At 37.2% G+C, this 16,284-nt stretch carries 14 protein-coding genes, 1 pseudogene and 1 riboswitch; of the genes and pseudogenes, 11 read left to right on the forward strand and 4 right to left on the reverse strand.

Annotation, left to right across the window (positions count from 1 at the left end; genetic code table 11):
* The first annotated feature begins 166 nt into the window (after positions 1–166).
* The 5 genes from ACQVD9_RS07785 to crcB all read left to right on the forward strand — a co-directional run bounded on the left by ACQVD9_RS07785 (position 167) and on the right by crcB (position 5,166).
* Positions 167–475 (forward strand): TRL-like family protein, encoded by a 309-nt coding sequence (locus ACQVD9_RS07785; RefSeq protein WP_264745486.1) that lies wholly within the window; start codon positions 167–169, stop codon positions 473–475.
* Between the two features lie 215 nt (positions 476–690).
* Positions 691–1,707 carry a phenylalanine--tRNA ligase subunit alpha gene (gene pheS / locus ACQVD9_RS07790; RefSeq protein ID WP_264745487.1) on the forward strand — a complete coding sequence of 339 codons (1,017 nt, stop codon included), beginning with the start codon at positions 691–693 and terminating at the stop codon, positions 1,705–1,707.
* 26 nt (positions 1,708–1,733) lie between these two features.
* Complete coding sequence (pheT, locus tag ACQVD9_RS07795; RefSeq protein WP_264745488.1) at positions 1,734–4,115, forward strand: phenylalanine--tRNA ligase subunit beta; 2,382 nt, start codon at positions 1,734–1,736, stop codon at positions 4,113–4,115.
* A gap of 6 nt (positions 4,116–4,121) precedes the next feature.
* Complete coding sequence (locus tag ACQVD9_RS07800) at positions 4,122–4,439, forward strand: integration host factor subunit alpha (RefSeq protein ID WP_264745489.1); 318 nt, start codon at positions 4,122–4,124, stop codon at positions 4,437–4,439.
* 208 nt (positions 4,440–4,647) lie between these two features.
* A riboswitch (Fluoride riboswitch) is annotated at positions 4,648–4,710 on the forward strand.
* A gap of 66 nt (positions 4,711–4,776) precedes the next feature.
* Positions 4,777–5,166, forward strand: a complete 390-nt coding sequence (gene crcB, locus ACQVD9_RS07805; RefSeq protein WP_264745490.1) for a fluoride efflux transporter CrcB — start codon at positions 4,777–4,779, stop codon at positions 5,164–5,166.
* Between the two features lie 190 nt (positions 5,167–5,356).
* Here crcB and ACQVD9_RS07810 read toward each other — a convergent pair whose 3' ends face one another.
* The 4 genes from ACQVD9_RS07810 to ACQVD9_RS07825 all read right to left on the reverse strand — a co-directional run bounded on the left by ACQVD9_RS07810 (position 5,357) and on the right by ACQVD9_RS07825 (position 10,926).
* A complete protein-coding gene (locus tag ACQVD9_RS07810) occupies positions 5,357–7,225 on the reverse strand; it encodes a M48 family metallopeptidase (protein WP_264745491.1) in 1,869 nt (622 codons plus the stop codon).
* A gap of 38 nt (positions 7,226–7,263) precedes the next feature.
* Entirely contained in the window at positions 7,264–9,132 is a 1,869-nt protein-coding gene (locus ACQVD9_RS07815; RefSeq protein ID WP_264745492.1) for a M48 family metallopeptidase, read from the reverse strand.
* Between the two features lie 19 nt (positions 9,133–9,151).
* Positions 9,152–9,745: a LemA family protein gene (locus ACQVD9_RS07820; protein ID WP_264745493.1), complete on the reverse strand. Its 594-nt coding sequence runs from the start codon at positions 9,743–9,745 to the stop codon at positions 9,152–9,154.
* Positions 9,746–9,960: 215 nt separating this feature from the next.
* Positions 9,961–10,926: a 2-hydroxyacid dehydrogenase gene (locus ACQVD9_RS07825; RefSeq protein ID WP_264745494.1), complete on the reverse strand. Its 966-nt coding sequence runs from the start codon at positions 10,924–10,926 to the stop codon at positions 9,961–9,963.
* Between the two features lie 305 nt (positions 10,927–11,231).
* On the opposite strand from ACQVD9_RS07825, the gene thrS reads away from it, so the two are divergent.
* The 6 genes and pseudogenes from thrS to cysZ all read left to right on the forward strand — a co-directional run bounded on the left by thrS (position 11,232) and on the right by cysZ (position 16,220).
* Positions 11,232–13,148 carry a threonine--tRNA ligase gene (gene thrS, locus ACQVD9_RS07830; RefSeq protein ID WP_264745495.1) on the forward strand — a complete coding sequence of 639 codons (1,917 nt, stop codon included), beginning with the start codon at positions 11,232–11,234 and terminating at the stop codon, positions 13,146–13,148.
* Positions 13,149–13,177: 29 nt separating this feature from the next.
* Positions 13,178–13,708, forward strand: a complete 531-nt coding sequence (gene infC, locus ACQVD9_RS07835; protein WP_264745496.1) for a translation initiation factor IF-3 — start codon at positions 13,178–13,180, stop codon at positions 13,706–13,708.
* A 62-nt stretch (positions 13,709–13,770) separates the two neighbouring features.
* On the forward strand, positions 13,771–13,971 hold the full coding sequence (gene rpmI, locus ACQVD9_RS07840) for a 50S ribosomal protein L35 (RefSeq protein ID WP_264745497.1): 201 nt from the start codon (positions 13,771–13,773) through the stop codon (positions 13,969–13,971).
* A 17-nt stretch (positions 13,972–13,988) separates the two neighbouring features.
* Positions 13,989–14,345, forward strand: coding sequence for a 50S ribosomal protein L20 (gene rplT, locus ACQVD9_RS07845; RefSeq protein WP_264745498.1), 357 nt, complete (start codon positions 13,989–13,991; stop codon positions 14,343–14,345).
* Between the two features lie 155 nt (positions 14,346–14,500).
* Positions 14,501–15,427, forward strand: a pseudogene (gene rluB / locus ACQVD9_RS07850) (23S rRNA pseudouridine(2605) synthase RluB); the annotation flags it as partial.
* 37 nt (positions 15,428–15,464) lie between these two features.
* Positions 15,465–16,220, forward strand: coding sequence for a sulfate transporter CysZ (gene cysZ / locus ACQVD9_RS07855; RefSeq protein ID WP_264745499.1), 756 nt, complete (start codon positions 15,465–15,467; stop codon positions 16,218–16,220).
* The last annotated feature ends 64 nt before the right edge of the window (positions 16,221–16,284 follow it).

Here is a 16,284-nt window from a genome sequence, read left to right on the forward strand (position 1 = left end):
ATATTGATAAAAACTGTCTTCTGATTATTCTACATAAGTATTAAAACCCCTTCGACTTTTAGCTAACTTCTCTTGTTTCCTATTTTATTTCAGCTTTAATAGTAGCCATCTGGTCTTTACTCACTAAAAACCAGTTTTCTCATTAACAGATTAGGAAATATAAATCATGAAAAAGATAGTTGGTTTAATGGGGTTGGCGATTTTATTAACAGGTTGTGCTGGTAATATGTCGCCAGTTGGCTTTGGTTTCATAACAGATGTGAAAGGACCAATTACAGCCACTGATAATGCTGTTGGCTCAAAATCTGGTACATCTTGCGCTAAAAACGTTTTAGGACTCTATGCTTCAGGTGATGCTTCTATTTTATCAGCGAAACAAAATGCGGGCATCAGAAAAGTATCAACAGTAGATTATTCTTCTAATGGTATATATCCATTTTATGGCAAAACATGCGTAATGGTTACTGGAGAGTAACAAATAGACTTAAGCATCTTAGTTCCGCATGAAATGCTAAATGTGAATATATAAACCATAGGGGGAAAGTAATTACTTTCCCCTTATTTTTTATTGGATAACTAAAAGCAGTGATAATCTAATTTTCATTGCTGATAAAAGTGTTATCAAAAAGGGGAAAGGTGTTATACTTTTCCCCTTATTTTTTTCATTTTAATATGTCTGGAGCTTAGTGGATGGAAAATCTGGATGGGTTAGTGGCTAAAGCTTTACAAGCAATAGCAGTAACTGATGATGTAAATGCTGTGGAGCAATTAAGAGTACAGTATTTAGGTAAGAAAGGCGAGTTAACGCAAGTAATGAAAACTTTGGGTGATTTATCGCCTGAAGATCGCCCTAAGGTAGGGGCATTAATTAATTCAGCAAAAGAAAAAGTACAGTTAGCATTAAATGCTCAAAAGGATACTTTAGAGCAAGCCGCACTGAATAAAAAATTAACAGCAGAACAAATCGATGTAACTTTACCTGGTAGAGGACAAGCTACGGGGAGTATTCACCCAATTACTCGTACTTTAGAGCGTATTGAGAGTTTCTTCACTAATATTGGTTATAGTGTTGAAGAAGGCCCTGAAGTAGAAGATGATTATCATAACTTTGAAGCATTAAATATTCCTGGTCACCATCCAGCCAGAACAATGCATGATACCTTCTATTTTAATGCTAACATGTTATTACGTACTCATACTTCGCCTGTGCAAGTAAGAACCATGGAAGCGAAACAGCCGCCTATTCGTGTGGTTTGTCCTGGCCGTGTTTACCGTAGTGACTCAGATATGACACATTCCCCTATGTTCCATCAAGTAGAGGGATTATTGGTTGATACAGATATAAGTTTTGCAGATTTAAAAGGAACCATTGAAGAGTTTCTAAGAGTATTCTTCGAGAAAGAGTTTGCAGTACGTTTCCGTCCATCTTTTTTTCCATTTACAGAGCCTTCAGCAGAAGTAGATATTCAATGTGTGATGTGTAGTGGCAAAGGTTGTCGTGTTTGTAAGCAAACAGGCTGGTTAGAGGTAATGGGGTGTGGCATGGTGCATCCTAATGTATTGAAGATGTCGGGGGTTGATCCAGAGAAGTATTCAGGATTTGCTTTTGGTATGGGAGCTGAGCGATTAGCTATGTTACGTTATGGCGTTAATGATTTACGCCTGTTCTTCGATAACGATTTACGATTTTTATCGCAATTTCGTTAATTATTAGTTGAATAAAGGAGAACAGTATGAAATTTAGTGAAAATTGGCTTCGTAGTTTAGTAAACCCTAATGTCTCTCAAGACGATTTAATTGCTCGTTTATCAATGGCTGGTCTAGAAGTAGATAGTGTTGAGCCTGTTGCACAGCAGTTCACTGGTGTTGTGGTCGGTGAGATTGTTAGTATTGAACAGCATCCTGACGCAGATAAATTACGTGTATGTCAGGTAACCAATGGTACTGAAACGTTGCAAGTAGTTTGTGGTGCGCCTAATGCTAGACAAGGTTTGAAAGTACCTTTCGCATTACTTGGTGCTAAATTACCCGGTGATTTTTCTATTAAAAAAGCTAAATTACGTGGTATAGAATCTAATGGTATGCTTTGTTCTGCCAAAGAACTTGGTGTGAGTGAGGACCATGCTGGATTGATGGAGTTGCCAGTAGATGCACCTGTAGGTAAAGATTTCCGCGAATATTTAAGCCTTGATGATATTGTGATTGAGGTTGATTTAACGCCTAATCGTGGTGATTGCTTATCTATGCGTGGTATAGCACGTGAAGTAGGTGCATTGTATAACACACCTGTTGCAGAGTTTGATACACATACAGTAGCGTCTACAATTAATGATCAAATTAGTATTGATGTAATGAATACTAATGGATGCCCACGCTATTTAGGACGTATTATTCGTAATGTAGATGTGACTAAACCAACCCCTATGTGGATGGTAGAGCGTTTACGTCGCTCAGGTATCCGTAGTATTGATGCGGTAGTGGATGTGACCAACTATGTAATGATTGAATTAGGCCAACCTATGCATGCGTTTGATCTAGCCGAAATAGATCAGGGTATTGTAGTACGTATGGCGTATGAAGATGAACAGTTAACATTACTGAATGAGCAACAAGTAAAATTACGTAATGATACATTGGTTATTGCCGATCATACTAAGCCTTTGGCTATTGCAGGAGTAATGGGGGGAGAACACAGTGGTATTAGTAATAAAACTAAGGATTTATTATTAGAGTCTGCATTCTTTGATATTATTACTATTGCAGGTAAAGCACGTTCTTATGGTTTACATACTGATGCCTCACAGCGTTATGAACGTGGTGTTGATTGGCAATTAGCTCGTCCTGCTATGGAGCGTGCAACCACTCTTTTATTAGAAATTATTGGTGGTGAAGCAGGACCTATTGTTGAAGCGGTAAGTGAGCAGAATTTACCAACCATTAATAGCGTAACATTACGTGCTGAGCGTATTGAGAAAGTATTAGGTATTGAGCTGACTAATCAAGAGGTAGAGCAATTACTTAAGCCTTTAGGGGTAACATTACAAGTCAAAGCCGAAGGTATATGGCAAGTAACAGTACCTAGCTATCGTTATGATCTAGCTATTGAAGAAGATTTAATTGAAGAAATTGCTCGTTTGTATGGTTATAATCGTTTACCGGTACGTTATCCACAAGCTCGTTTAGCACCACATGCTAATAAACAAGAAGCTGAAGTTAATAAAAAATCACTACGAGATTTATTGGTAGCGAGGGGCTATCAGGAAAGTATTACCTATAGTTTTATAGATCCTAAATTATTTAAATTGTTTAATCCAGAACATGAACCGTTAATGTTGGCTAATCCGATTTCTAATGATATGTCTGCTATGAGGGTATCCTTATGGCCAGGTCTTATTAAGACATTACAGCATAATTTGAATCGTCAACAAAATCGAGTTCGTATCTTTGAAATTGGCTTACGCTTTGAAGGTCAACTACCTCAGTTAGTACAAGAAGATATGATAGCTGGATTAATTATGGGGAGTCGTTTGCCATCAGGTTGGGCAAATGCTAAGGAAGTTGTTGATTTTTATGATATTAAAGGCGATGTTGAGGCTGTTTTAGGCTTGGCTGGTGCTTTAGATCAATATCAATTTATTCCACACCAACATACTGCCCTACATCCTGGACAAAGTGCTATAATAGTCCGTGATGGTCAAGATGTTGGTTATATTGGTGCACTTCATCCAGAATTGGCAAAAATGCTGGATATAGATATTCCAGTTTACTTATTTGAACTATCACTAAGTAAAATGAAACTGGGAAATTTACCAAAATTTAGAGAATTATCCCGTTTCCCTGAAGTCAGTCGCGATTTGGCTATTTTAGTAGACAAATCATTAATAGCAGAAAAATGTATGGCAACTATTAAGACGGCAGCAGGTGAGTATTTAACAAGTGTACAACTATTTGATGTTTATCAGGGAAAAGGCATTGATGATAATCAAAAGAGTATAGCTGTGAGCCTTACTTGGCAACATCCTGAGCGTACTTTAACTGATGATGAAATCAATACTTTCTTACAAAATATCATAGCTGTATTAGAAGAGCAGTTTAACGCTACGTTGAGGAAGTAAAAAAATATGAGTACTTTAACCAAAGCGGAAATGGCCGAGCGCTTGATTAACGAGCTAAACTTGACGAAACAGGAAGCAAAACAATTAGTTGAAGATTTTTTTGAAGAAATGAAAGAGTCTCTTGCTAATAATATATCTGTTAAGTTATCAGGTTTTGGTAATTTTGAGCTACGTAATAAAAACGAAAGACCAGGACGTAATCCACGCACTGGCGAGGAAGTTCCAATTACTGCAAGACGAGTAGTTACCTTCCACCCTGGTCAAAAGCTTAGGGCTAGAGTAGAAAGCAATATAAAGCAGTTAACTGCGAGTTTAGAAAAATAGAGTTCTTCTACTAAAAATGCATACTTGTATAAGTGTGCATTTTAAAAATACCTTCAATAAAAATAATAAATAGCATCTTAATTACTAAGATAGGCTAAAGGGCGTTTGTTTGATTAAAAAAATTGTATAATAAATACCATTAAACTGATGATATATGGAAAATAATAAAAAGAACGTGTATTTTAGGCGCGTTGGTTTGTTCTATTAGTTCTTGATAGGAGATGGTATTCCTCCTATAACCGCCTTTTTGGCTAATGATGTCTACTGTTTGTCCAATAGGATACAGAGTAGGTTGTTATCAGTATCCTAATGAAAAATTATTACTGGAGATAAGTTAATGTTGAAAGCTGCTTTAATTATAGGTCTTGGCGGAGGGTTAGGTGCCATACTACGTTGGTTTTTTGGACTATTTTTAAACTCATGCTTTCCTACTATTCCTCCAGGCACATTAGTGGCCAATTTGTTAGCTGGCTACTTAATAGGTTTATTCCTTGTCATTTTTATGAATAATCCCACTATTGCACCTGAATGGAAATTATTTATTATCACTGGCTTTTTAGGTGGATTATCGACATTCTCTACTTTCTCGGCAGAGGTAACAACGTTACTTCAACAGGGCCGTATATTATGGGCAGGAGCTGCAGTATCTATTCATGTTATAGGTAGTATTGCAATGACTTTGTTGGGAATGGCTACAGTCACATTATTTAAATTTTTATTAAAATAAGGGTTATTATTATAAAGTGTCAGTTTTTTTGAGCTTACTGAGCAACCCCTAGAGGTAAAAATGGCCCTTAATGAGTAACAGGCGGATAGTTTTTTAGAGCATATTGCTCAGTCAAAACTACGTGTTTTCTATGTAAAAACGCCTGTAGAATATGGCATTGTTGGTGAAACTGAATAATGCCATATTGCGATTAATGGACTGTACAATCCAATGTTGGTATCGGGCAATCTAAACAAAGGGATAAAATACGAAAGAACATGGTTTCTTTCATATTCACTTGCTGATCTTGCTCAATAGCACGTAATGCGCCTTGTAAAAATTTTCTACGAACAGGTTCTGTCGCTTTCTGTAGTTTTTGTAGGCTTGTTGTTAATTGGCTTATATTGGGTTTTTCTTGTAGTTGAATGGTATACAGTCCCATGACATTAGAGCCTAACCCAAAAGCACGCTTCTGATAATCTGAATCTTCTGTTAAATGAGCTATACCGCTTAACATTATAGCGACTTCATCTCTAAGTTGGTCTAAATTGCTATAATTATAAGAGGTGATAATTGCCTTAGAATTAAATTGTCCATCCACTTGGTGAATAATAAGTTGATAGATTAGCCATTCATATAAAGAAATTTCATTATCTGCTTGAATAAAATGCATCAAAGTAGTTTTGAATTTTTTATATTGTTCTTCAGATAAATTTTTTAAAGCAGGAATTGCCTTTTCGATAAACTCTAAATGTTTTTGTTTAGGAATAAGTGATAGAGTTTGATAGTAGTCTGTAATTAAATCAGTGTTCTTAACAGCTATAAATTGTTTTGCACGAATTGATGGAATAGTATCCACAAGGAACGCAAACATTAGATAACACGCATCCATTGGCTCATGGCAAATTGCTTCTAATTTGGCAGTGGCTTGTTCTTTATCTGTTACATTAGTATTTAATAGGGTAACAGGTTTTAAATAAGGAATTGCGTCTGTTCCTGTAATAGCTATACCTGCAGCAATAGCAGCAGTTAGTTTTTTATCTCTAATATTGCTGTTTTCTTGTGGTTCACCTTCTTCTTTTTTAATAAGTTTACTAAAGTCGACTTCTATAAAGCCACCTTGCCACCAAGGTTCAATCCGTTTAATACGTTTTTCCAAAGGGGGGTGAGTGGCTAAGAGGTTAGTATCTGCTTGACTAAAGAAAAAATGGTTATAACTACTGGCCATAGCTGTTTCTAGTGTAGCACCACCTTCAGAACCACCAATTTTCTTTAAGGCTGATGCTAGAGCAGGTCCATGACGCGTAAATTGTACAGAGGAAGCATCTGCTAAATACTCACGTTGTCTATTAACAGCAGCCTGCATAATTCTGGCCCATAGTTGTCCTAAAAAGCCAGCTGCTAGCAATGCCACAGCAAGAACAAGGAAGTGTGGAATAATACCACCACCTTTTTTATTACCTATACCAAACCCTAATCTGAGTAATACAAAGCCAGCTTGACTAATAAAGATAAAGCCAAACAAAAAGGCGGTAAAGCGTAAATTTAAACGCATATCACCATTTAGAATATGACTGAATTCGTGAGCGATAACAGCTTGTAGCTCATCACGAGTTAATAATTCAGTTGTTCCCCTCGTTACGCCTATCACTGCATCATTAATTGTATGACCAGCAGCAAAGGCATTAATATGAATTTCTTCATCCAATATGTAAACGTGAGGTACTGGCACGCTAGAGGCTATAGCCATTTCTTCTACAACGTTTAATAAACGACGTTCATTGGGATTGGATGCTCTTTTATCAATTAATCGTCCACCTAAAGCAATAGCAATAACCCTACCACCTTGGCGTAGAGAGATATATTTGTACAGAGAAACCATTACAATAATTACGGTTAAACATTTTAGAACCAATGGAAATGTGGCAGGAGAGCGATTTTTAGGTAAAGTGAAGAAGTCTATACAAAACGTAATAATATGCGCACCAATATAAGGTAAGATAATTAAACCTAGGCAGAATAGGATAACGAGCCAAAATGTTTGGCTTTTAGCTTTGTTTTGTAGTTTAAAAAAATTCATATTAGCAATATCTAATTAACATTATTAAGTTATACGGCTTAGCCAACTGATGAGGTAGCATCATTAGGCTCCATTGGGCAATCTAAACAAAGTGATAAAATTCTGAAAAATGTAGCTTCATCTACAGTAATGGTTTTATCTTGTTGAATAGCTTTTAATATACCCTGCAAAAATTTATAACGAACAGAGGTAGAAGATAGCTGTAGTTTCTGTAAACAGCTTGATAATTCAGTAATAGGTGGGTTGGGTTGTAAATGAATAGTATACAATCCCATAATATTCGCCCCCATACCAAAAGAAGACTTGATAGTATTGTTTGTGGGCGATAAGTAAGCCATCGCAGATAATAGCGTTGTTATTTCTTCTTTCAATTGATCTAATGAATGATACTTTATTTCAGAAGAGGGCAAGTACTCTATCTGATGAGTAACTAATTGATAAACTAACCATTCATGTAGTGAAATATCACCATTTGTACTAATCAGTTGCATCATTATCTTTTTGAAATTTTGGTACTGTTCTGGAGATAATGTTTTTATCGTAACAATAGCTTTTTCAATAAAAGCTAAATGTTGAGTATTAGGAATAGTTGCTAATAGCTCAGTGCAAGTATTGAGTAAATCTGTGTTGTTAATTAATGAAACTTGTTTAGATTGGTTATCAGGGTTGTTATCTAATAAAAAAGCAAAAATTAAGTAGCAAGCACCTACTGGTTCTCGGCATATAGCTTCGATTTTTACTAATGGTGTTTGTTCTTCGCTGCTATTTTTAGCATATGTTGATTCTGTTGCAGTTGGCAATCCCATAGAGATAGCCGCACCTGTGGTAATGGCTTTAACAATATTTTCTTTAGTTATAGTTTCTTTAGATTTTTCTGTTTGATCTTCTGTTTTGGGTTCTAAATCTATTCTTATAGGTATTATAAACTCACCATCCCAACGAGGATCTAAGCGTAAAATGCGTTTTCTTAAAGATGGATGAGTTGCTAATAGGTGTTCGTCTGCTTGACCAAAAAAGAAATGGTTATAACTTTGAGCAGAGGAGGTCTGTAAAGTTGATCCTGAAGCACTACCACCAATTTTTTTAAGGGCAGAAGCTAAAGCTTCTCCATGCCTTGTGAATTGTACAGAGGCTGCGTCAGCCAAGTATTCACGCTGTCTATTAATAGCCGCTTGCATTACTCTAGCCCACAGCGAAGTAAGCCAGCCAGCTATATATAAAATAATGCTTATTAAGAAAACTGCGGCGATAACAGCGCCAGCATTTTTATTATTTGATCCAGAAAGTCTTAAGTGTCGGCCTACCCTCATGATTATTGAGGCAGCTTGCGTGATATAAAGGAAACCAAAAATCATGGCAGTAAAGCGTAAATTAATCCGCATATCACCATTTAAGATATGGCTAAACTCATGGCCAATTACCGCTTGTAATTCATCTCGAGTTAATAGTTCAAGTGAGCCTTTGGTAATACCAATAACAGCATTATTGGGAGTAAAGCCGGCAGCAAAAGCATTAATATTAGGTTCATTATCTAGTAAATAGACGGGTGGTGCAGGTAATCTTGCCGCAATTGCCATTTCATCAACAAGATTTAATAAACGTTTTTCATTTGTGTTGTGGGTACTTCTAGTTATTAATCGGCCACCTAATGCTTCAGCTACAACTTTGCCGCCTGCCCGTAAACTAAGGTGTTTGAAAAAAGTAACTAATAAAGTAATCCCTACAATAGCTCCCAGTATTGGCCAATATGAAATATAATCGGTTGGACGAGTATCTAAAGTAGCCACTAATACAAGATTAATGGCAAAGGTTGTTACGATGGAGAGTAGAGCAAGGCCTATAATAAACAAAGATACAAGCAAAAACGTTTTTGTTTTTGCTTTATCTTGCTGGCCAAAAAAGTCCATTTATAGTGAATCCCACTAATTAGAAGCTAACTTTAGGTGCAGTTTGAATTTCTTTTGCATCTTCAAAAGATAGCAGAACTGCATCTGTAGGATGACCAAAACTAACAGCAAAAAAGTTAGTAGGGAATGATTTACGTTGAATATTGTAAGCCATTACGGAATCGTTATAAGCTTGTCTAGCAAAAGCAATACGGTTTTCTGTAGAAGAGAGTTCTTCAGAAAGTTGTAGCATATTTTCATTTGCTTTTAGTTCAGGGTAAGCTTCCATTTGTAAATTGAAGCTAGTTAATGCCTGTGAAAGCTGACGCTCAGCACCATTTAAAGCGTTGATAGTTGCTTGGCTGTCAGGATTGGCAGAGGCCGCTTTGAGTGCAGCTAAAGCACTGTTGCGAGCTTCTGTAACCTTGGTCAAGGTTTCACTCTCATGCTTTAAATAAGCTTTTGCTGTTTCCACTAAGTTAGGAATAAGATCATAACGACGTTTTAATTGGATATCAATTTGTGAAAAGGCATTTTTAAATTGCTCTTTTAAGCTAACCAATTGGTTGTAAAGATAAGCAATACCACCAACAACAACGATTACAATAACGACTAAGATAACAAGAAATTTCATGATAGTTCTCTCTAGCTAAAATTTATTTACATGTAATTATACATAAATATTACATGTGATCAATATGTGATTATATTTATTTAGTTAAATTAAAGATAAAATTTGTTCAGCTAATAACTCAAGCAAGCACATTATTCCATTCTCATTTAGAGAAAGGAATAACGCCATTATATAATAATTAATAGGTTGAACAGTTGATAGATATTAATGTTTATTTATACAGTACGGATAGGATTGCCTGCTAAAAAAGCTTTAGTATTTTCTGTCACTTGTTCGACTATTCGTTGTTGTGCTTCTTTTGTAGCCCAAGCACAGTGTGGAGTAATAATTAATCTTGGAATACTGGGATCGAGGAGTGGATTTCCCTCTTTGGGGGGTTCTACGGTTAATACATCAGTAGCTGCTCCACCTAGATGACCACTTTTTAGTACACTAGCTAAATCTTGCTCATTGATAATGCCACCTCTTGCCGCATTAATCAGTAAGGCCTCTTTTTTCATTAAGCGTAATTCTTTTTCTGCTAATAAGTTTTTAGTGTCTTCTGTAAGCGGGCAGTGCAAAGTAAGTACATCTACTTGAGGTAGTAGTTCGGATAAAGGAATAGTATTGTTGCGTATAGGGCGATTGGGGATTTGCCCAATTAAGACTTTCATGCCAAAAGCCTCTGCTAGTTTAGCAACAGCTTGACCTAGTTCACCATAGCCTATAATGCCTAATGTTTTACCTGCTAACTCTATAATAGGATAATTCATTAGGCAAAAATTAGTAGACTGCTGCCATTCACCAGCTGCTACAGCATTATTATAGTCAATAAGGCGTGTGGCTAATGCTAGCATTAACATTAGTGTATGTTGGCTAACAGCTTCTGTGCCATAACCTCGGCAATTGCATACAGTGATGTTATGTTGTTTGGCTGCTATCAAGTCAACATTATTAGTGCCTGTAGCTGTTACCAAAATCAGTCTAAGTTCTGGGCAGGCTTCTATTACTTCTTGAGAGATCGGCGATTTGTTACAGATGACAACGTGTGCACCTTGTAAACGTTCAATAATTTCTGAGGGTTTCGTTTGTGGGTGGCATTGCCATTCACTAAATAAATTTATTAAGGGGGTGAATATTTGTTTATCCGCTTGTAAGCTAGCACCATCTAAATAAACAGCTTTAATTATTGTGGAAGGCATGATAACTCCTTAGGTAATAAAATTTTTATAATCATTAGATAAGATAATATAGAAAATAAATGATTGTGTAATTAAGCAATACGAATAAATGTACAGTATTCTTTTTAGTAATATTTTTCTAGAAAGATAAAGCTAATTATTATATAATCGCGAGCTTTAACAATTACCTCCAGTGATCTTGCTTGAGGGCTTTGCAAGTTTTACTTGAACAACCCATGTATGGTTGATTAGCTCTTGGGCACTTTACTGGCTCATCCACCGTATGTGATCTTTGGTAGGGATCACCACTAGGTATAGGAGGCGCCATGCCCGTTATTACTCTTCCTGATGGAAGTCAGCGTGTTTATAATCATCCGGTTAGTATTTTAGAGATTGCTCAGTCAATCGGTACTGGTTTAGCTAAGGCGGCTATTGCTGGTCGTGTAGATAGTAATCTAGTTGATTTATGTGACATCGTTAATAAAGATGCTACTGTACAGATTATTACAGCAAAAGATGAAGAGGGTGTTGAGATCATTCGTCACTCTTGTGCGCATTTAGTCGGGCATGCAGTAAAGCAGTTATACCCAACCGCTAAGATGGTAATAGGCCCTGTCATTAAAGAAGGCTTTTATTACGATATTGCTTATGAGCGTCCTTTTACTCCTGAAGACTTAGTTGCTATTGAAAAGCGTATGCATGAGTTGATTGCTAAAGACTATGATGTCATCAAAAAAATGACACCACGGGATGAGGTGATCAAAGTCTTTCAAGCACGTGGTGAAGAATATAAGCTACGTCTTGTCGATGATATGCCTGATGAGAAGGCAATGGGGCTTTATTATCACGAAGAATATGTGGATATGTGTCGTGGCCCTCATGTACCTAATACACGTTTCTTAAAAGCCTTTAAACTCACTAAGTTTTCTGGTGCTTATTGGCGTGGTGACTCTAAAAATGAACAGTTGCAACGTATTTACGGTACTGCATGGGCTGATAAGAAACAGTTAGCAGAATATATTAAGCGTATTGAAGAAGCAGAAAAGCGCGATCACCGTAAAATTGGTAAACAATTAGACTTATTCCATACTCAGGAAGAAGCGCCCGGTATGGTGTTTTGGCATCCCAATGGTTGGTCTATTTATCAAGTGCTTGAGCAATATATGCGTAAAGTACAGCAAGAGCATGGTTATGATGAAATTAAAACCCCACAAATTGTAGATAGAGTGTTGTGGGAAAAGTCTGGTCATTGGACTAACTATGCTGAAAATATGTTTACTACTAATTCAGAGAACCATGACTTCGCTATTAAGCCAATGAATTGTCCTTGCCATGTGCAGGTATTTAATCAGGGCTTAAAAAGCTATCGTGATTTACCACTGCGTTTAGCGGAGTTTGGTAGTTGTCACCGTAATGAGCCATCAGGTGCATTACACGGTATTATGCGGGTACGTGGTTTTACTCAAGATGACGCACATATTTTCTGTACTGAAGATCAAATTGCAGGTGAAGTATCAGCTTTTATTAATTTGACTTTAGCGGTATACGCTGATTTTGGTTTTAAAGATGTTGAGTTAAAATTATCCACCCGTCCTGAAAAACGTGTAGGTGCTGAAGAGTTATGGGATAAGGCTGAGCATGCTTTACAAGCAGCGTTAGAAAAAGCTGGTTTAACTTGGGAATTACAGCCAGGTGAAGGCGCTTTTTATGGCCCTAAAATTGAGTTTTCATTAAAAGATTGTTTAGGTCGAGTGTGGCAATGTGGTACAATACAGTGCGATTTTAACTTACCACAACGTCTAGGTGCTGAATATGTGGCCGAAGATAATAGCCGCAAAGTACCTGTGATGCTTCATCGAGCAGTGTTGGGTTCCTTTGAACGGTTTATTGGTATATTAATTGAAAATTATGAAGGATTTTTCCCTGCATGGCTTGCACCAATTCAAGCAGTAGTGTTAAATATTACAGATAATCAAGCAAATTATGTTGCAAAAATAGCTAAAGAACTCTCTCAAAGTGGGTTTCGTGTAAAAACGGACTTGAGAAATGAGAAGATCGGCTTTAAAATTCGCGAGCATACTTTGCAGAAAGTTCCTTATCTTCTCGTCGTAGGAGATAGAGAAGTTGAAACGGGATCCGTTGCAGTACGTACTCATAATGGTAAAGACTTAGGTTCTATGACTATTGCTGAGTTTAAGGTACTCATTGCCAAAGCAGTGGCACAACGTGGTCGTATTGAATAATTACGGAGTAAAGAACTATTAAGCGCGAAATGAGACAAGACAAAAAAAGTCAGCCAAAAGCACCTATTAATGAAAATATTACTGCCCGCGAAGTGCGTTTAATCGGAGCAGACGGGCAACAGGTAGGCATTGTGCCTATCGCCGAGGCGATTAGCGCAGCGGAAGAAGCAAAATTGGATTTGGTTGAAATATCACCAGATGCTGTTCCGCCTGTATGTAAGATAATGGATTATGGTAAGCACCTGTTTGAAAAGAAAAAACAGGCAGCACTTGCTAAAAAGAATCAGAAGCAAGTACAAGTAAAAGAAATTAAGTTTCGTCCAGGGACGGAAGAAGGCGACTATCAAGTTAAATTACGTAACTTGAAACGTTTCCTAGAAGATGGCGATAAGGCTAAGGTATCATTACGATTCCGTGGTCGTGAAATGGCTCATCAGGAGCTGGGAATGGAACTGTTGAAGCGAGTTGAAGAAGACTTAGCTGAATATGGTACTGTTGAACAGTTTCCTAAAATGGAAGGGCGTCAACTCACTATGGTGTTGGGTCCTAAAAAGAAATAACAACCAGGGCACTGGCAGGCCTTGCTGTTATCATTATTAACTCATTTGTTTGGAGTATGAACATGCCAAAGATTAAAATGAAAACCAAAAGTGGTGCTGCAAAGCGCTTCAGAATAACGGCTGGTGGTGTAAAATTTAAACATGCTTACAAAAGCCATATCTTAACCAAAATGACTACTAAGCGTAAGCGTCAGCTACGTGGTGCATCATTGTTACATCCATCAGATGTAGCTTCTGTAAAACGTTCTTTACGTTTACGTTAATTGGAGAGGATAAATAAATGGCTCGTGTAAAACGTGGTGTGATAGCTCGTGCTCGTCACAAGAAAATTTTAAAGTTAGCTAAAGGTTACTATGGTGCACGTTCGCGTGTATTCCGTGTAGCTAAACAAGCTGTTATTAAAGCTGGTCAATATGCTTACCGTGACCGTCGCCAACGTAAACGTCAATTCCGTGCTTTATGGATTGCGCGTATTAATGCTGGTGCTCGTATTAACGGTCTTTCTTATAGCCGTTTTATTGCTGGTCTTAAGAAAGCTGCGATTGAAATCGATCGTAAAGTATTAGCTGATTTAGCGGTTAACGAAAAAGTAGCTTTTGCTGCTATCGTTGAAAAAGCTAAAGCTGCTTTAGCTTAATGTATTAAAAATCTGGTAGGTTGTTAACCTACCAGATTTCCTACCTGATTTTTTCTTATTTATCTTTTATTAATAGTTTTTTAGCCGAATTAAGTGCTAAGATAGGCTATATTATATCTATTCAATATTTTTAAAGAACGCCGGGAGGTGCCCTGATGACTGATGAATTACCAATAGAAACTAACCAAACTGGAGAGCGTATCCAAAAAGTACTCGCTAATCTAGGTATTGGCTCACGTCGTGATATTGAACGATGGATTGTTGATGGTCGTGTTAAAATTAATGGTGAGGTTGCTACCTTAGGGCAACGTGTTGTAGGTAATGAAGCGATTACGGTGGACGATCGTCCCGTTCGCGTGCAAGAGTTAACACCATTACGTCGTGTAATTATTTATAACAAGCCTGAAGGTGAGGTTTGTACACGTAGTGATCCTGAAGGGAGACCTACAGTATTTGAGCGTTTACCTCGTTTAAAAGTAGGGCGTTGGATTAACATTGGTCGTCTCGATATTAATACTTCTGGTTTATTATTATTTACTACTGATGGTGAGCTTGCCAATCGTTTAATGCATCCTTCTTCACAGATGGATAGAGAGTATGCAGTGCGTATTCGTGGTGAAGTTACTGAAGAGATGATAGAGAATTTAAAGAAAGGAGTAATGCTAGAAGATGGCATGGCTCAGTTCTCTGATATACAAGCTGCACCAGAAGGTGATGGTTTAAACCGTTGGTATCATTGTGTGGTAATGGAAGGTCGTAATCGTGAGGTTCGTCGCTTATGGGAGTCACAAGGATTAGTGGTTAGTCGCTTAAAACGTGTACGTTTTGGCCCTGTATTTTTAACCGCTAGTTTAAGTGTTGGCCGTTGGCGTGAAATGGATCAACGAGAGGTTGATATTTTAAGTGCAGAGGTAGGACTAGAGTCCGTTGCATTACCACAGTTAACGACTAAGGTAAAAGATAAAATACAACGTTTGCAGCGTAAAATGGTAAAGCCAGTTAAGCCAGCTAAAGGGCAACCTGCTAAGAGATCGAGGGCAACAACTATTGCTGAGCGGCCTACTACCGCAAAAAGAAAGCCTAAGCGTTAATGATGGTTATAATTTGATAAAGAAATAAATGCAACAGATACAGCGTGAAAAAACAGGCATAGATTATTTTATTGTGGGTTGGAAGCTTATTCAGCAACCTGGTATCACGCGTTTTGTAATATTGCCAATGTTAGCTAATATCGTGGTTATGTCGTTGTTACTGTGGTGGTTTTTTGCACAGATTAGCAGCTTGCTTGATATTGGCATGCACTATCTGCCAAGTTGGCTACAATGGTTAAGTTATGTCGCTTCTTTTATTATTGTTGTCACCATGGCGATTTTTTTCTGCTACTTTTTTAGTCTGATAACTAATATTATTGCCGCCCCCTTTAATGGCCTACTGGCTGAGCAGGTTGAAGCAAAACTAACTAATCAACCTGCGCCAGAAACCACTATTTGGAGGGTGATAAAAGATATTCCTCGTATTTTAAAACGCGAACTTTATAAGTTGGTTTATTATATTTTATGGGCAATACCTTTATTATTGCTCTATTTTCTGCCAGTTGTTGGGCAAACAGTTGCCCCCATTATTTGGTTCATTTTTACCGCTTGGATGATTAATATTCAATATGCTGATTATGCTTTTGATAACCATAAAGTTAGTTTTTCAACGATGCGGCAAATGCTTGCTCAGGATAGGGTAGATAATATTATATTTGGTTCATTGGTGAGTCTTTTTACCATGATTCCCTTATTAAATCTGATTATTATGCCAGTTGCTGTTTGTGGTTCCACGGCAATGTGGGTTGAGCATTATCGTGATCAGATTATAGAGAAGAAATAATATATTATTATTTAAAGTATATTCTATACAAAAAATATTGGGTGATCAGTTATAATTAGCCTAT

The sequence above is a fragment of the Entomomonas sp. E7T21 genome (genome assembly GCF_058693955.1).